At 34.2% G+C, this 15,599-nt stretch carries 14 protein-coding genes; 3 read left to right on the plus strand and 11 right to left on the minus strand.

The window, feature by feature from the left end; all coding sequences use genetic code 11:
* Window positions 1-143: 143 nt before the first annotated feature.
* The 3 genes from KJ849_04755 (at window position 144) to KJ849_04765 (ending at window position 4,171) form a co-directional block, all read left to right on the plus strand.
* Window positions 144-365, plus strand: coding sequence for a hypothetical protein (locus KJ849_04755; GenBank protein MBU2599864.1), 222 nt, complete (start codon window positions 144-146; stop codon window positions 363-365).
* A 282-nt stretch (window positions 366-647) separates the two neighbouring features.
* Entirely contained in the window at window positions 648-3,317 is a 2,670-nt protein-coding gene (locus tag KJ849_04760; GenBank protein MBU2599865.1) for a calcium-translocating P-type ATPase, SERCA-type, read from the plus strand.
* A 47-nt stretch (window positions 3,318-3,364) separates the two neighbouring features.
* The gene (locus tag KJ849_04765; protein MBU2599866.1) at window positions 3,365-4,171 is read left to right on the plus strand and encodes a hypothetical protein; all 807 of its coding nucleotides are present in this window, start codon (window positions 3,365-3,367) and stop codon (window positions 4,169-4,171) included.
* Between the two features lie 340 nt (window positions 4,172-4,511).
* Here KJ849_04765 and secA read toward each other — a convergent pair whose 3' ends face one another.
* From secA to KJ849_04820, 11 genes are all read right to left on the minus strand, one after another.
* The gene (secA, locus tag KJ849_04770; GenBank protein ID MBU2599867.1) at window positions 4,512-6,998 is read right to left on the minus strand and encodes a preprotein translocase subunit SecA; all 2,487 of its coding nucleotides are present in this window, start codon (window positions 6,996-6,998) and stop codon (window positions 4,512-4,514) included.
* Window positions 6,982-7,476, minus strand: a complete 495-nt coding sequence (locus KJ849_04775; protein MBU2599868.1) for an MGMT family protein — start codon at window positions 7,474-7,476, stop codon at window positions 6,982-6,984. The genes secA and KJ849_04775 overlap by 17 nt, the downstream gene beginning before the upstream one ends.
* 29 nt (window positions 7,477-7,505) lie before the next feature.
* Window positions 7,506-8,639 (minus strand): M48 family metallopeptidase, encoded by a 1,134-nt coding sequence (locus tag KJ849_04780; GenBank protein ID MBU2599869.1) that lies wholly within the window; start codon window positions 8,637-8,639, stop codon window positions 7,506-7,508.
* Window positions 8,640-8,823: 184 nt separating this feature from the next.
* On the minus strand, window positions 8,824-9,453 hold the full coding sequence (locus KJ849_04785) for a protein jag (GenBank protein ID MBU2599870.1): 630 nt from the start codon (window positions 9,451-9,453) through the stop codon (window positions 8,824-8,826).
* A 52-nt stretch (window positions 9,454-9,505) separates the two neighbouring features.
* A complete protein-coding gene (gene yidC, locus KJ849_04790) occupies window positions 9,506-11,143 on the minus strand; it encodes a membrane protein insertase YidC (GenBank protein ID MBU2599871.1) in 1,638 nt (545 codons plus the stop codon).
* Between the two features lie 9 nt (window positions 11,144-11,152).
* Window positions 11,153-11,362 (minus strand): membrane protein insertion efficiency factor YidD, encoded by a 210-nt coding sequence (gene yidD, locus KJ849_04795; protein ID MBU2599872.1) that lies wholly within the window; start codon window positions 11,360-11,362, stop codon window positions 11,153-11,155.
* A gap of 13 nt (window positions 11,363-11,375) precedes the next feature.
* A complete protein-coding gene (gene rnpA, locus KJ849_04800) occupies window positions 11,376-11,726 on the minus strand; it encodes a ribonuclease P protein component (GenBank protein ID MBU2599873.1) in 351 nt (116 codons plus the stop codon).
* Between the two features lie 9 nt (window positions 11,727-11,735).
* A complete protein-coding gene (gene rpmH, locus KJ849_04805) occupies window positions 11,736-11,870 on the minus strand; it encodes a 50S ribosomal protein L34 (GenBank protein ID MBU2599874.1) in 135 nt (44 codons plus the stop codon).
* 172 nt (window positions 11,871-12,042) lie between these two features.
* Entirely contained in the window at window positions 12,043-13,491 is a 1,449-nt protein-coding gene (locus KJ849_04810; GenBank protein ID MBU2599875.1) for a lipopolysaccharide biosynthesis protein, read from the minus strand.
* 6 nt (window positions 13,492-13,497) lie between these two features.
* Complete coding sequence (locus KJ849_04815; protein ID MBU2599876.1) at window positions 13,498-14,634, minus strand: glycosyltransferase; 1,137 nt, start codon at window positions 14,632-14,634, stop codon at window positions 13,498-13,500.
* Window positions 14,634-15,566, minus strand: a complete 933-nt coding sequence (locus tag KJ849_04820; GenBank protein ID MBU2599877.1) for an NAD-dependent epimerase/dehydratase family protein — start codon at window positions 15,564-15,566, stop codon at window positions 14,634-14,636. The genes KJ849_04815 and KJ849_04820 overlap by 1 nt, the downstream gene beginning before the upstream one ends.
* Window positions 15,567-15,599 lie beyond the last annotated feature (33 nt).

Raw genomic sequence — 15,599 nt, forward strand, 5'->3', positions numbered from 1 at the left:
TAATATGACTGAAATGTGGAAGATATTCAATGGAAGAGTGGGTCAAGGTTCTCCTGCTCCTCCTTGATAATTTGTCCAGTAAAAGATATGGGTAAAGATAAGTTGATAAAGGGGGAAAGTAGCAAAGCCACAGGGGGATTTAATTGCTTACGCCGGATGAGCGAAAAAATTTAATGGACCATTTTGTCGGCTACAACATTTCACCTGATATGGCGCGGCTTCCCAAAGTTAATCTCTATCTGCATGGCTTTCCAAGCCCGACCATTTTTGAATACGATACACTATCAAGCGAGAAAAAGTGGGACAAAAATTTTGATAATATGATGAAGAAAATCGTAGCTGCTCAATATTTATTCCTTACCTGATTGGAGTGATAAGTATCTCGTTTTTGATACTGGCCTAGAATCTGTTTTGTAAAATCTTATAATGAGAATGGCTAATAATATATATATATATTCACTGTTGGGTATGTTATAATTATGTAAATCGTTGATTTGACTTAAAATATCATTATCGCCACCAAGATAAAACGACTTGTTTAATATAACTTGTTAGGTGCAAGATATAAACAAAATATATTAATCAGTTATCAATGCCCAATAAATCTCTGAAATATCCGATCTAAAACTACCTCAAAGGAGAGATAGATGAATTGGTATATAAAAACAATTGATGAGTGCTTGTCGCACTGGCAAACTAACAAAGTAACAGGGCTTTCCTCAACTGAAGCCTTAAAAAGATTAAAGGAGGCAGGGTCTAATCAATTAAAGGAAAAAAAACGGATTGGTCCTTTGGCAATGTTTCTCCGTCAGTTTACGGACTTTATTATCCTGGTTTTAATAGGAGCGGCTATTATTTCAGGCATACTTGGAGAATGGATTGATTCACTTGCGATTTTAACTATTGTTGTTTTTAACTCTATTATGGGATTTGCTCAGGAGTTTAAAGCGGAAAAGGCACTTGCTGCCTTAAAAAAGCTGACTGCTCCCACCGCAAAGGTTATTCGAGATAGCCAGCTTCAGGTTTTACCAACAGTCTCTATTGTGCCGGGGGATATTATTCTTCTTGAAACAGGGGACATTGTCCCCGCAGACCTGAGGTTAATAGACTCCCAACGGCTGTCTATTGAAGAAGCATCTCTGACCGGTGAATCTGTTCCTGTTTCAAAGGATGCAGGAAGATGCTTTGAAGGAGTGATTAGCCTTGGAGACCAAAAGAATATGGCCTTTATGAGCACTATTGTTACTGCTGGTAAAGGGATAGGTGTAGCAGTTAAGACAGGAATGCAGACCGAGCTTGGTAAAATAGCCGATATGGTTCAGTCGGTTGAAAAGGAGTCAACCCCTCTTCAAAGACGGTTAGAACAGTTTGCTAAGTGGTTAGTTTATGTTTGCCTGATCATTTGTGTCATTATCTTTGTGGTCGGGATATTGAAACAAGGAAAAATAATAGAGATGTTTCTTACAGCCGTAGCCGTAGCCGTAGCCGCTATACCGGAAGGATTACCAGCCGCGGTAACCATTACCCTGGCTTTAGGTGTCCAGCAAATGGCGAGAAGACATGCTTTGATAAGAAGATTGCCTTCGGTAGAAACATTAGGGTGCGTTATGGTTATTTGCTCTGACAAGACAGGCACCTTGACCCAAAATGAGATGACGGTAACAAGAATCTTTACCTTTAACAAGTGGGTTGAATTAACTGGTGTGGGATATGAGCCTGAAGGTGGATTTTACCAGGAAGCATCTCCTCTTGCCCCTCAACAAGACCAAAGCCTGATGCTCTTGTTAAAAACAAGTTTGTTATGTAATAATGCTAAGCTATATAAAAATGAGGAAGGTTGGAGAATAATTGGTGACCCAACCGAGGGGGCCTTAATTGTCGCGGCAAAAAAGGCCGGCTTATCTCAAGAAGAGGTGCTAAATGAATATGAGCCTTTGGCTGAGATTCCTTTTGATTCAGAACGGAAGATGATGACCACTATTTACAAGGACCCTAATGGAAAAAGGATTGCCTTTACCAAGGGCGCTCCCGATATCTTGTTAAATCTTTGCAAAGATATCTATAGCCAGGGTGAAACAAGAAGATTAAACGAGGAAGATAAAACCACTATCCTCCAAGCAAATGAGATATTTGCCTCGCAAGCCCTACGTGTTATCGGGTTTGGATATAGAGAGATTAATGATGAAAAAGACATTGAAAAAGAGATGACCTTTCTTGGACTAATGGGAATGATTGACCCGCCGCGGGAAGAGGTCAAGTCAGCTATGATTGAATGCAGGACCGCTGGTATAAAAACAGTGATGATTACCGGGGACCATAAGATTACCGCCATAGCTATTGCTAAAGAGTTAAACACCTTTGATGAGACAAAGGATATGGCTCTTTCTGGAATAGAGCTTGACGCCTTCAGTGATTTAGAATTTGAAAAGATAGTAGAGAAGGTCAAGGTATATGCCCGTGTCTCACCAGCAAATAAGTTAAGGATAGTTAAGGCCTTAAAGGCAAAGGGATATACCGTCGCTATGACTGGTGATGGTGTTAATGATGCCCCGGCGGTTAAAGAGGCCGATATTGGCATTGCTATGGGTATTACCGGGACAGATGTGACCAAAGAGGCATCAGATATGATCCTGACAGACGATAATTTTGCCTCTATTGTTGCGGCTATTAAGGAAGGGAGAAGGATTTATGCTAATATTAAGAAAGCTATCCATTTTTTGATTTCATGTAATATCAGCGAAATACTGGTCATATTTGTGGCCATGATCATCGGAATGCCCCTACCACTTTTAGCCTTGCAGATATTATGGACAAACTTAGTCACGGATGGACTTCCGGCCTTAGCCCTATCTGTTGAGAAAACAGAGTCAGGAATAATGAAACAACCACCCCGTTCACCAAAAGAGAAAATCATCACCAAACCCTTAGGCATCTTAATGTTTATTCAGGGAGTAGTCATGGGACTGTGTACCTTGATAGCATATGGAATTTATAATCCCTATCAGGATCTGGTAAAGGCAAGAACCGTTGCCTTTACGGTCTTAATCTTATGTCAGAAATTTCATATATTTAATTGTAGAAGTGAGAATGTTTCCTGTTTTAAGATTGGATTTTTTTCTAACTGGTGGCTAATATGGTCTGTTTTGTTCATCATTCTTACTCAGGTAGCTATTATTTATGTTCCGTACTTACAGCCAATCTTTAGAACCGTGCCTTTGAACTTAACTGATTGGGGTATAATCTTAGGTATTTCCATTTTACCTTTAGTAATTATGGAGATTTATAAGCTATTTACAAAATACCAAATCCGTAACTAAGATTAATCATAAAGATACGAACATTAAGACTAGTAGAAGGAAGACTAATGGAAATAGCCGGACTCTTTCATGTTCATTCTGTTTATTCGTATGATGGTGAACTTTCTTTAGAAGAAATTATTGCTTTGGCTCAAAAGCATAAATATAGATTTGTCGTCTTAAATGAGCACCCCAACGAGTTTAGTCAAGAGAAATATAAAGAACTATTAGCTAATTGCCAACGATTATCGAGTCAGGATTTTTGCTTATTACCAGGGATGGAATTTGCTTGTGATAATAACTGTTTGCATATTTTAGCTTTAGGTTTACAAGATCTTACTTTTGAAAATGATCCAGTTAAGATCTTAGACTTTATAAGAAGTCAAGGTGGTTTAGCTATCTTAGCCCATCCCTACAGAAAGGAAGCTTATAAATTAACCAGTCATCTTTTGTCTAAATTTGCAGGCATAGAAATATGGAATGCAAGGGAAGATGGTAAAGGTATGCCTAAGTTTCAAAATATTAAGATGTTACGAAGATTGAGAAGAGAAGGATATAAACTTTTAGGCTTTGGAGGATTAGATCTTCACAACTTAAAAGATTTTGGATTGGTGAAAACCATTGTAAAAGTTAAAGATCTCTCTGCTGAGAATTTATTAAAAGCTTTCAAAGAAGGAAATTTTTATATTAAGAAGGGTATTTTTGCTGTTGATAGTCAAGGAAATATAAAGTATTTAGGGGAATATTTTTACATACTTAGCCGCTTTTTATATGCTTCTTTTAAAAACATCGCTAAATTGATAGAAAAGCTTTTCCAGCTTCTCAAGATTAAACCTCCTGAATTTATGATGAAGATAGCTCGCAAGTTATTTTAGATCTACCAGCTATATTAACCACCATTACAGCACTTATATGCAATCCATTAATTAAGTTGACATACCTCGTAGGGAAAATCCACCCCCCTACCCCCGCCAGCGGGGGACAGCCTCGTGAATGTCCATTGTTTCGTTGCCTTTTCGGACAAGGACAAGCCTATCCCCCGCTGGCGGGGGTAGGGGGGTGGAAATACAACTATTATGTCAAGTTATTTATCAGATAGCACTTATTAACCAAAATTTGACATAGAGCAAATTAATTTGAGGGCAAACAAGTTTATCTTTTATTGCTCGGCATTATTTCCTATGTCTAGTTTTCGTTAATAACTACTATAATTACTTACTTTCCATGACAATGTTTATACTTTCTTCCACTTCCACAATAGCAGAGGTCATTGCGCCCCATCTTTTTATTCTTTAAAACTTCCTCAGATTCTAAAGAGATCTCTTCAAGAGAGGCGGATGAAGTTCTCGGTTTAGAAGCAACTTCTACTTTAAATAGATACTCCATAATCTCTTCTTTGATCTTATAAATTAGCCCTTCAAACATCTGGAAAGCTTCTCTTTTATATTCAACTAAAGGATCTTTATGGCCGTAAGCTCGCAAACCAATACCTTCTTTTAGGCAATCCATACCGTAAAGATGATCCTTCCAATGAGAATCAACAATTTGGAGCATAATCATTCTTTCGATGTTATTCATTAATTCCTTGTCGATGCTCTCTTTTTTGTTTTGATAAAAGCTAATCATAAAATTTGATACTTCTTCTTTTAATTTTTGAGAATCTTGTAATTCGTGGTTAAACTTAAGTTTTTGAAAATTTGTATTAGTAAGCTGGGATATCTTTTCTTTTAAAGTCTTAATTTCCCACTCTTCAGAATAAAGATCAGAAGGACAATATAAATCTACTAAACTTTCTACATTTTCCTCGATAAGTTCTTTGATATGTTCCCATAAATCTTCTTCCTCTAAAATAGCATCTCTTTCCCGGTAAATAACTCTTCTTTGTTCATTCATGACATCATCGTACTCTAAAAGTCTTTTTCGAATATCAAAATTATAGTATTCTACTTGCTTTTGAGCTCTTTCAATAGCTTTAGTTACTAAATTGTGCTCTATGGGTTGATCTTCAGGAATATTTAGCCTACCCATAAGATTAGAGATCCGCTCACTCCCAAAAAGTCGCATCAGGTTATCTTCTAAGGAGAGATAAAATCGAGAAGAACCTGGATCCCCTTGTCTACCAGAACGACCTCGTAGTTGGTTGTCAATTCTTCGAGCCTCATGCCTTTCGGTGCCAATAATATGTAGTCCTCCTAATTCAACTACTCCTTTTTCTAAGACAATATCGGTACCCCGACCCGCCATATTAGTAGCAATAGTTATTGCATTTTTTCGCCCTGCTAAAGCTATAATTTGAGCTTCTTTTTCATGATATTTAGCATTTAGAACTTGATGAGGAACACTTTTTTTACTTAGCATCTTACTAAGCCTTTCTGATTTTTCTACAGAAATGGTGCCTACTAAGGCTGGCTGACCTTTTTGGTATAATTCTTCAATCTCCTTAGCAATATTCTTAAACTTTTCTTTTTCTGTTTTATAGATAGCATCAGGATAGTCATGGCGGATCATCGGTTTATTGGTAGGCATAACTACTACCTCTAATTTATAAATTTTGTCAAATTCTTCAGCTTCGGTATCGGCAGTTCCAGTCATTCCAGCTAATTTTTCATATAATCTAAAGTAATTTTGAAAAGTTATGGTCGCTAAGGTTTGGTTTTCTTTAGCAATCTTGACCATTTCTTTAGCTTCTAAGGCTTGATGGAGACCTTCGCTATATCGTCTTCCCGGCATAAGTCGTCCTGTAAATTCATCGACAATAATTACTTCACCATCTTTGACAATATAATCTACCTCATTTTTAAATAAATAATGAGCTTTTAAAGCTTGAATGATATGATGAACCACCTCGATATTTTTAGGGTTAAACAAATTACTAATCCCTAATAATCTTTCTGCTTTTTTTACGCCCTCTTCCGCAAGAGAGACTGTTTTTGTTTTTTCATCGATTTGAAAGTCAGCTTCTATCTTAAATTTAGGAACAAGCCGGTTAATAGTATAGTATTTATCGGTAGACTCTTCGGTAGGCCCAGAAATGATTAAAGGGGTTCGAGCTTCATCAATTAAGATGCTATCTACTTCATCCACAATTGCATAAAAATGCCCTCTTTGGACTTTTAACTCTATGTTAGGGACCATGTTATCTCGTAAGTAATCAAAACCAAACTCATTATTAGTACCATAAGTAACATCATCACGATAAGCTAATCTTCGTTCTTTATACCCCATATCATGTTGGACAACACCTACCTTAAGCCCTAAAAATTCATATATTGGTCCCATCCAATGAGCATCTCGACGGGCTAAATAATCATTTACGGTAATTACATGGACTCCTCTCTCTAAAAGAGCATTTAAATACACCGCCAAAGTAGCCACCAAAGTCTTACCTTCTCCTGTCTTCATCTCGGCTATCTTTCCTTGATGAAGAACAATGCCTCCCATAATTTGGACATCAAAATGGCGCATAGAGAGAGTTCTTTTAGAAACTTCTCTCACTACTTCAAATGCTTCTGGTAAAATATCTTCTAAAGTTTCTCCTTTTTTTAATCTTTCTTTAAATTCTACAGTCTTATTCTTTAAAACTTGATCTGAGATTTTTGAAAATTCCTCTTCCCATTGATTAACTTCTTCCACCACCGGGGTAAGTTTTGCCAGATCTCTTTCTTGTTTGGTGCCAAATATTTTTTTAAGAATTAATTCCAACATTTTTTTGCTCCAAGGTTAATAATCTCTTCTTCCAGTCTAAGCCACCGGAAAAACCACCCAGCTTTCCGTCTTCTTTAATTACTCGATGGCAAGGAATAATAATAGGCAAGGGATTATTATGTAAAGCTTGTCCTACTGCTTGGTAGGCTTTGTCTTTCCCAATCTGGATAGCTACCCATTTGTAACTTCTTGTTTCTCCGTATGGAATATCTAAAGTAGCCATCAAAACTTTTTTCTGAAATTCACTTATCCTTGAAAAATCAAGTTTATAATCTCTAAAAAGTATACTCTTGCCTTTAAAGTAGTTTTTTAAATCTTCTTCTAATCTTAGATCTGATCTTTGAGTTAAATTTTCTATCTCTTTTGTTAACTCTTCTAATTTAGAAGAAAGTTTCACAAATTTAAGTCCTTCTTCAGAATAAAGAATAAAAATTCCTCTCTGATGGGCATTTAAGGTAGTGTAGTATGTATTCATGATAGTTAAAAAGCTACTATGATGAAAAACTATTTAACTTTAATTAAGCTATACCCCATCTTTATTCTTTTTAGAAGAGAAGGATGGCTAAAGAAATATGCTTCGATAAAAGGATGGACTTTGATTTCAGAAAGATTTTGATCACCTAAGGCAATCATACTACTTATAAAAGAGAGAGGATTTAAAGTAACCTCTAAAGCAAATTTATCGGCATTCTTTTCCATTATTCGAGAAATACTATTCTTTAAAGGTAAAAAGATAAAGGAAATGATAGAAAAAGAAAGAATTAATAAGGGTAGGTTAGCAATATTCGATACTTCGGAAAGACCAAATAAAGCTCCTAAATACTTTAAAGAAAGATTTACCAAGTAAAAACAGACAAAAGAAGCAATCGCTTCTACGCCTATTAACTTCCAAAGATGTTCATAATAATGATGCCCTAATTCATGAGCAAAGACGACTTCTATTTCATCATGGCTAAATTTTTCTAGAAGAGTATCACTTAAGATCACACAACGTGTATTTCCTATACCTGTTAAGCCAGCATTGGCTTTCTTGGTCTCTTTACTGAGATTAATCTTATAAACATTCTTGACAGAAATATTCATTTTTTGGCATAAATTAATAAGCTTATTTCTTAAAATTTCATCTTCTATCGGAATTAGTTTATAAAAAAGAGGAATTAAGATCAAGGGGGCCAAGTGACTAAGAATGATGCTAAAAAATGTAAAGATTATCGAAGTATAAACCCACCAAAAATTTGGATAACCTCGTAAGAAGTAGTAAATAGTCTCAATAAGTATTAACCCAACGACCAGAGAAACAATAGTCTTTTTAATATTTTCTAAAATCCAAGCAGGAATACTTTGATTGGAAAGATTAAACTTATGCTCTACTACGAAACTTACATGAAAATCAGTAGGTAAGGTAATAAGGTTAAACAAGATTAAAACAATAAAGAAATAAGCAGCATTAAGCAGCCAATCTTTTTCTAGATATGAAGAAAGAGTACCCTCTAACCAAAGAGAAGCCTCGCTAATTAAGAAAACAAGGAGCAGAACTAGATAGAGGATGGAATAGATAATATTAAGTTTCCGGCAAAGTTTAGAATATTCCTTGGCTGTTTTTCTTTTATGAATATTAAACTTTCGAGATACCTTCATCTTTTTTATAAATATTAATCTTCATATAGTAGTTATTAACGAAAACCTTATATAGGAAATAATACCAAGCAATAAAAGATAAACTCGTTGGCACTCAAATTAATTTGCTCTATGTCAAATTTTCATTAATAAGTGTTATAAGTCGGTAACCATTAGTTAATACTTACGAATTTTCGAGATATCTTTATCTTTTTTTAGGAGTAATTATCACTCTTCGATTTATACCCTCCCCTATGCTCTCAGTCGCTACAAATCTGTGATCTTGTAAAGCAGCATGAATTGTCCTTCTATCCTCAACATTCATAGGCTCAAGGCTTAAATCTCTTTTTGTCTTATCAACCTTATTGGCTAAACGGTAAGCTAAGTTTCTTAAAGTATCCTCTCTTCTTTTTCGATAATCTTCGGTATCAATAATAATTTTCCCCCATAATTGATCTTTTTTATCTTTATTAATTAATAAATTAACCAAATACTGAAGAGAATTTAAGGTTTGACCTCTCTTCCCAATAATAATTTTACTATCCGAAGTTTCAATATTTATTAAAATAGCTTCTTTTTCATCCTTAACTTCTATTTTAGCTTCTATCTTCATCAACTCTAGAATTTTACTAACCAGCTCTACCGCTACCTTGCTTGTCTTGCGATCAACGATAACTCTTATTTTAGCTGGCTTAGAACCTACCAAGCCAAATAAGCCCCTGCTACCTTCATCTAAAATTTCTATCTTAGCTTCTTCTCTGGTAATGCCAAGCTTTTTTAAAGCTTCCTCAATCGCTTCCTCTGTAGTTCTTCCTTCTTGTTCCAAAGTTTTCATTATAACCTCCTCCTAGAAATTTCATTTTCCTCCTAAAGATTTAACTTCCCTCCTATTTTTCACTTCGCATGATTAGATATTGTTGACCAATAGATAAGATATTTTGAACTATCCAGTATAACATTAAACCAGCGGGAAAGTTTAAGAACATAACGGTAAAGACAACTGGCATCCAAAGCATTATCTTAGCTTGAGTAGGATCAGTAGTAGGAGTCATCTTTTGTTGAATAATCATGGTCGCACCCATTAGGATAGGAAGGATATAATAAGGATCCTTCTGAGAAAGATCCTGCCACCAAAAAATAAACTTTGCATTTCGTAGTTCAATGGCGGCGTTAAGAGCATTAAATAGTGCATAAAATACTGGTATCTGCAAAATTAAAGGCAAGCATCCTCCCAAAGGATTAACTTTATATTTTTTATATAAAAGCATTAACTCTTGATTAAATTTTTCTTTATTGTCTTTATATTTTTCTTTTAATTCAGCAAGTTTAGGTTGAATTTTACTCATCTCTTTCATTGATTTTAAACCTTTAGCGGTTAGAGGATAAAGAATTATTTTTATCAAGATAGTTAATAGTATTATCGCTACTCCATAATTGTGACACCATTTATATAAACTTTTTAAAGCCCAAAGTAAGATTAAAGCTATGGAATTTAATTCAGAAAGATCTTCAACGTTTTTAGAAAGAGCTTTAAGTTCTTCAAATTTTTTGGGACCTAAATAAATCTTAAACTTAAAATTAAAATCTCCATGAGGACTAATTATTTTATCGTTTAAATAAATAGAGGTAGACATTTTATTCTTAATATCCTTATTAAAAACTACCTTATTTACCTCACCTTCGGGAACTATTACTAAAGTAAAATACTGATCACTCTCGGCAACCCAAGATATATTATTTAAGAGTTGGCAAGTCTTAATTTCTTCCCAATCTTCTTTTTGGCCTGTAAACATAGCCGAAACTTTCTCTAAAAACCCTTCTCCTTTATACTTAACTTTATCCATCTTTCCATTCTTAAAATAAGATTGAAAGTTTTTTTCTGCTTGCGTTCCCTTGTCTATGAGCCCTATATTTGAAGAATTCCAAGATAGAGCTAAATTATTGGCTTGAAGATTGGAAGAGGTGTTATTCTGTAAGGTTAAACAAAGATCAAAGGAATATTTTTCAGGATAAAATACATATCTCTTGATTAGCTTTATCTCTGGATTACCTGGATCGAGATAAATAAACTCTTTTTCATAGTTATTGATAGAATTAAAGTCTTTTAAGACCAAGTTTTTTGTTTGAAAAGTTGTGGAGAGAGGACCAGTAAAACCTTCAATCTTCTTTACTAGAAGAACCTTATCATGGTTGGCAAGATATTTATTTAATTCAAAAGAGTAAATATTTCCATAAGGAGAAATTTTTGCTTCGATAAGATTAGTCTTAACAGTTAATTTTTCAGGAGGAATATTTAGAGGAATATCTAAAATGGGAATTTCTTGAGGAGAAACTATCTTTTTTCCTTTAAGCAAGAAGGTGGTAGTTTTTTCTGGAGAAGGAATTTCTTTGGTATTCTTTGTTGAAAGAGCTGTTTCTTTTTTTGGGGAAATCTTCTTTGGAGAAATATACTGAAAATAGTAGTGATTATAGAAAAAGAGCACTAAGGCCGATAAAAATATGGCTAAAATCATCCTTTTTTGCATAATTAATTCCTACGGTAAAGGATCGTATCCAGGTAAGCAAAAAGGATGGCATCTTAAAATTCTCTTTAAAATATGAAAACTTCCCATCATTATTCCATACTTCAATATCGCTAATTTAGCATATTGAGAACAACTGGGAATAAATCTACAGTGATTTCCTATAAGAATTGAAATATATCTTTGGTAACATTCTATCAACCAAATTGCTATCCTTGCCATCCTCATTGACCACTTAATTTAATAACTTAGCTTTTATGAATAAGCCCATAAAATATGGTTCTATAGATTCAAAAGAGATAACTGGAAATATCTTTCTTACTACCACAATAAGATCAAGATTATTTTTGATCTTATCTTTATTTAATCTATAAATTTCTCTAAGAATTCTCTTTATCTTATTTCTAACTACTGCCTGGCCAACCTTTTTGCTTACAGAAAAACCAATTCTTTTATTTTCATCCTCTCGGGCTAAAATATACAAACTTAAATATTGGTTATTAAAAAATTCTTTATTTTGGTAAACAACTTTGAAGTCTTTAAAAGATAAAAGATGTTCTTTTTTAGAAAACGAGAAGTTTTTCATAGATTAAGACTAAGGAGTAAGTTTCTTTCTTCCTTTAGCTCTCCTTCTACTAAGAACTGATCTTCCTCCTTTGGTGCTCATTCTAATTCTAAAGCCATGCGTCTTAGCTCTTCTTCGATTATTAGGTTGAAAAGTTCTCTTCACTATAACCTCCTAGATACCAAATTAATTTATTATATTTAAATTACTCTTCTTTGTCAACAGGTAATTTGAAACCTGTGTTAGCCATTCTAATTATAAGATTTTACAAAACAGATTAACTTAATTTCTACGATTTTATTATTAAACCTCTCTGAGATAGCCGGGCTAATCTTTGCTATATCTTTTTACCAATTCCAAAAATACTTAAAATTTCCTGGAAATATTTTTTTTCAAAAATAAAGACTAAAGAAAAGTAGCTAATGATTACTAAGACTACAAAGATGGAAAGAGAGTAAATGTTTATAGAAATAACGGTCAGGCAATAAATTAACTTAATTAAAAATATGGAGATTAAAGAAAAGATTAAAGGTTGTTTTAAGCAATTAAGATATTCCCAAGGCTTTATTTCTAAAATATTGCTCACTTTTTTTAGAGCATAAATAAGTCCTATTCCTAAGGATCCCACCATAACTAAGCTTATCCCAAATATACCATAAAACTTAGTCGTATGATAAAGAAGGGGCAGGCAAATGATAAGTTGAAGCATTACTACTCTTTGTAAAATCTTTGGTTGGCCTGTAGACATGAAGATATTTCCTGTCGTGCCACTTAAAGCACGGAATAGTCCATAAAAAGAAAGAACTTGTAATGGAATTATTGCTTCTTGCCATTTTTCTCCTAAAATAATCTTAATAAAATCTTCAGCAATCACAAAAGTGCCCAAGGAAAGAGGAATAACAATAATGGAGATACACTTAAACACTTTAAGATAAGTAACTTTATAGAATTTTTTATCTTCCTGGATCTTAGAGAAAGCTGGAAACATTACTCTATTTACTAATTGGGTAATATTAGTGGCGGGGAGATTAGCAATGTTAAAAGCCATCGCATAAAGACCTAAAGCTGAAGCTTCTAATATCTTTCCAATAAATATACTATCAATATGAGTATAAATAAAAATAAGCAACCATGATCCGATAATATATTTACCATAATTAAGTAATTCCTTGGAAATAGCCTTGTTAAATTGAAACTTAGGCCTCCAGGAAGAAATATACCAAATTAAGATTAAAGACATAATTTTATAAACAACATGACCATAAACAATACTCCACAAACCATAGCCCAAGTAAGCTAAACTAATAGCTACCCCAGTATATCCTACGGTAGGTAAGATTTCAGCTATAACCTTCTTTTTAAATCTCAATTCTTTTTCTAATAAGAAAGAAGGCACTACTTCTAAAGAAGATAAAACAATCGTCAAGGCTAATAGCTTAACGACTGGAGCAAGAGAAGCATTCTTAAAGAAGATAGCTATTAAAGGAGCAATTAAGTATCCTAAGGCAAACAAGGAAATACCAATAATGGGGGTAAGAATAAAAGCTGTATCAGCTGTCTTTTCAATCTCATCTTTTTTATAAATGATAGCTTGCCCGATTCCTAAGTCACGAAACATTTCTAAAACTTGAATGATTAAAAACCCAATGGCAATAATGCCAAAATCTGCCGGAGAAAGAAGGCGGGCTAAAATAATACTAGTTACAAAATGGAGAACGCGGGTGCTAAAAATAGAAAGCCCTACCCACCGAAGTCCCGAAACAGTCTTTTCTTTTAACTCTCCCATGATTACTTAATTCTCTAGTCCCATATTTTTAAACATCTGATCGATAATCTTCTCTAAGGCATTAAAGCTATACTCTTGAATGCACTTTTCTCGGGCTTTCTTTCCAAGCCTTATTGCCTCTTCTTCGTTTTCCAAAAGATAAGAGATACTTTTAGAAAGTGCTTCTATGTCATTAGTATCTACAACCAAACCACATCCGGCTAATATTTCTGGAATTTCAGAGACTTTAGTAGAAATAATAGGTTTAGCCATAGCCATAGCATCAAAGAATTTAGAAGGGACTTGTCCTATTGTCCAAGAAGTTTCTCTTTGGGGTAAAACTACAATGTCAGCCATAGATAGATATTTAGGAATATCATTAAAAGAACACATCCCAAAAAGAAGAAGTTTATCTTTCCCTTTTTGAGCTAAGTGATTAATAAAGGTATTATCCTTAGTAACCCCTATAATCATTAACTTGACATCATTCCTCTTTAGTCTAATAATAGCTTCTAATGTCTCCTCTAATCCTTTTTGAGAACGAGGAGTACCTAAGAACATCACCAAACGGTAATTACTTAATTGCCTCTCTTCCTTTAAGGCTTCTTTATTAAATCTTTCTGGATTACAAAAATCTGTATCTCTTCCTTGAGGAAGCTTAATTCCTCCAAACTTTTTTTGTAAAAAATTTGAGACACTGGTTACCTGATTGGCATACTTGGTTAAACGTTCCATTAATAGCAGGTAAGGATAAGCGTTGGGATATAAGATATGACGTAAGGAGTTGCAAAACCTGCTTAATCTTGACTGGTGAAGATAAAAACCAACCTGCCAATCATCGATGTCTAAGATTAAGGGAGTCTGGTGGATAATTTTATTGATTAAACCTACTCCATAACTTGAAGGCTGAGGAGTAACCGCATAGACCAGATCTCCTTCAATTTTATCTATTATCTTTTTTGCTTCTGCCAAGAAGAAAGGATACTTTTTTCCAACTACTTGGATAAAACTAAATTCACCTGTCTGGCAAGGAGTCCAAATACCATCTCCAAAGACTGGTCCTATGATTTGGACCGTATGTTTTCGCGATAAAACCTTAGCTAAAACATAGACCCGAGCTAAACTATTGTTTGATAAATCATGGCCTAAGATAGTAATTTTCATTAATCTAAAATTTTAAAAAATCTTTTATAGTAAGTTACAGTTTTATTTATTCCTTCCTCTAAAGAAAGAGGTTCTTTCCAAGAAAGTTCTTTTTTAGCCAAACTTCCGTTCAAAGAGATTCTTCTAATTTCTCCTGGAATAGGATCACCATAAACAGGATCTAATTTAAAACTTGTTACCTTTTTTAGAGTTTGGAATAATTCATTGACATTGGTCTCTTTGCCGCTTCCTATATTGTAAGTTTTTCCATCGCCTTTAGTTAAAGCTAAAAAAGTAGCTTCTACTACATCTCCTACATAAACATAATCCCTGGTTTGTAATCCGTCTCCAAATATAGTTGGCTGCATATTTTTTATCATTTGTTGAGTAAAAACAGCGATAACCCCGGCTTCTCCTAAAGGATCTTGTCTGGGGCCATAGACATTAGGGTATCTGAGGATGGTATAGTTAAGATCGTAGTTTTCTTGGTACATATAAAGGTAGTGTTCTACGGTATGCTTACTGGCTCCATAAGGACAGAGGGGATTGATAGGGTGGGCTTCGTCTACTGGTAGGTATTTAGGTTCGCCAAAGACTGCTCCCCCGGTAGAAATATAAATAAATTTAGAAACTTTAAATTTTTTACAATTTTCGATTAGATTAATAGAGCCTAAGATATTAACCTTAGCATCAAAGAGAGGATCTTTTAAAGAATGACGAACATTCATCTGGGCGGCAAAATGAATAAGATAATCAAACTTCTCTTTTTCAAAGATCTCAGAAATCGTAAGCTCGTTAATATCCAGTTGATAAAATTTAGCTTTTTTATGAATATTTTCTAGATGTCCCGTAGATAGATTATCCACCACTACTACTTCTATGCCTTCCTCAACCAGTCTATCCAAGCAATTAGACCCAATAAAACCTGCTCCTCCCGTAACTAAAACCTTCATAAATCCTCCTCCTTAAAATTTTTTAAGTAGTAA

The sequence above is a fragment of the bacterium genome (assembly GCA_018830565.1).
Lineage (GTDB): Bacteria > UBA9089 > JAHJRX01 > JAHJRX01 > JAHJRX01 > JAHJRX01.

Excerpts from the sequence above, each read along its gene's own strand:
- KJ849_04785 (MBU2599870.1), bottom strand. The coding sequence starts at position 9,453 with ATGAAAACTTTGGAACAAGAAGGAAGAACTACAGAGGAAGCGATTGAG.
- KJ849_04765 (MBU2599866.1), top strand. The coding sequence starts at position 3,365 with ATGGAAATAGCCGGACTCTTTCATGTTCATTCTGTTTATTCGTATGAT.
- KJ849_04815 (MBU2599876.1), bottom strand. The coding sequence starts at position 14,634 with ATGAAAATTACTATCTTAGGCCATGATTTATCAAACAATAGTTTAGCT.
- KJ849_04775 (MBU2599868.1), bottom strand. The coding sequence starts at position 7,476 with ATGAATACATACTACACTACCTTAAATGCCCATCAGAGAGGAATTTTT.
- rnpA (MBU2599873.1), bottom strand. The coding sequence starts at position 11,726 with ATGAAAAACTTCTCGTTTTCTAAAAAAGAACATCTTTTATCTTTTAAA.
- yidD (MBU2599872.1), bottom strand. The coding sequence starts at position 11,362 with ATGGCAAGGATAGCAATTTGGTTGATAGAATGTTACCAAAGATATATT.
- KJ849_04760 (MBU2599865.1), top strand. The coding sequence starts at position 648 with ATGAATTGGTATATAAAAACAATTGATGAGTGCTTGTCGCACTGGCAA.
- KJ849_04810 (MBU2599875.1), bottom strand. The coding sequence starts at position 13,491 with ATGGGAGAGTTAAAAGAAAAGACTGTTTCGGGACTTCGGTGGGTAGGG.
- KJ849_04780 (MBU2599869.1), bottom strand. The coding sequence starts at position 8,639 with ATGAAGGTATCTCGAAAGTTTAATATTCATAAAAGAAAAACAGCCAAG.
- KJ849_04820 (MBU2599877.1), bottom strand. The coding sequence starts at position 15,566 with ATGAAGGTTTTAGTTACGGGAGGAGCAGGTTTTATTGGGTCTAATTGC.
- yidC (MBU2599871.1), bottom strand. The coding sequence starts at position 11,143 with ATGCAAAAAAGGATGATTTTAGCCATATTTTTATCGGCCTTAGTGCTC.